Raw genomic sequence first — 1,072 nt, 5'->3', positions numbered from 1 at the left:
TGCCCGGCGGCGCCCCAGCGGTCGCGCAGCTGGCCCCCGACCTGACCGAATCCGCGCTGCACCAGCAGTCATAAGAGTCCTAAGCAGAGGAGCTACGTGAGCTACGCACTGATCACCGACCAGCCCATCGATGAGGACGCCGTCAGGAGGGCGTGAAATCGGACACCGCCGGAGCGTGGTGCTGTTCCACGGGATCATCCGCAACCACGACGGCGGCCAGGCGGTGAACTCGCTGGACTACTCGCATCATCCGCAGGCGCAGGAATTCCTGGAGAAGATCCTGGCTGAGGAGGAGGCCCGCACCGGGCTGCGGCTGGCAGCCGTGCACCGGTCGGGGCTCTAACCATCGGGGATGCCGCGCTGGTCGCGGCATCCGCGGCCGCGCACCGCCGCGAGGCCTTCGAAGCCATCGAGAATCTGGTGGAGCGCATCAAGGCGGAGGTGCCCATCTGGAAGCGCCAGCACTTCACTTCGGGATCCTCCGAATGGGTGGGGCTCTAGTCTCAATGCTCGGCTCGTGCAGGGCTTGCTGAATGGCGATGCCCGGACTGAAACACCGGGACGTGCAAGAGTTGGGATGAATCCCTCGATCACGCGGGCGGTAATTTTGTTGTCCGTGATCGCTGGCTGCGCGGCATGGCAAGCATCCCCAGCTGGTGCGTCAGGGCGTGGCTCCAGCGGGAAGCACCACCGGGCAAGACAAGCACGGGCTCGGTTGCCGCGGTTGATCTTTTGATCTGGGGGTCGTTGGCCGCAGCCCCGTGCCTCCACGACGCCGCGTTCACCCCAGCCATCGTCATCTTCGGTTCACTGCCGGTAGATCAAGTTCCCGTGGCTGCTCAGATCGGCCGGCCTCGCTCTACGAGTCGGGCCGCGACGTCAGGTTGGCGGACCACGTCGCGAGCAGCTCACGCAGCTTCGGCGGCTGCACCTCGCTGAGCGGGGCCTCGCACAACGCCAATCCAAAGGCGGCCCAGCGCAGGTCTGCGTTCTGGGTGCGCAACATGCTGCTGTGCTCATCCAACGGCTCAATCTCAAACCAGCGCCCCACACGCGGGGCCAGCTGCGCGGC

The 1,072-nt window shown here is 66.1% G+C and carries 2 pseudogenes; one reads left to right on the top strand and one right to left on the bottom strand.

Annotated features, from left to right (window positions below):
• The first annotated feature begins 130 nt into the window (after positions 1–130).
• A pseudogene (locus tag JCM19049_RS23695) lies at positions 131–501 on the top strand (molybdenum cofactor biosynthesis protein MoaE).
• A 358-nt stretch (positions 502–859) separates the two neighbouring features.
• Here JCM19049_RS23695 and JCM19049_RS15140 read toward each other — a convergent pair.
• Positions 860–1,072: pseudogene (locus JCM19049_RS15140) on the bottom strand (hypothetical protein); the annotation flags it as partial.

It is taken from the genome of Arthrobacter sp. JCM 19049 (assembly GCF_001310435.1).
The sequence above is the reverse complement of the archived record's forward strand: the minus strand, read 5'-3'. Positions and strand labels throughout refer to the sequence as shown.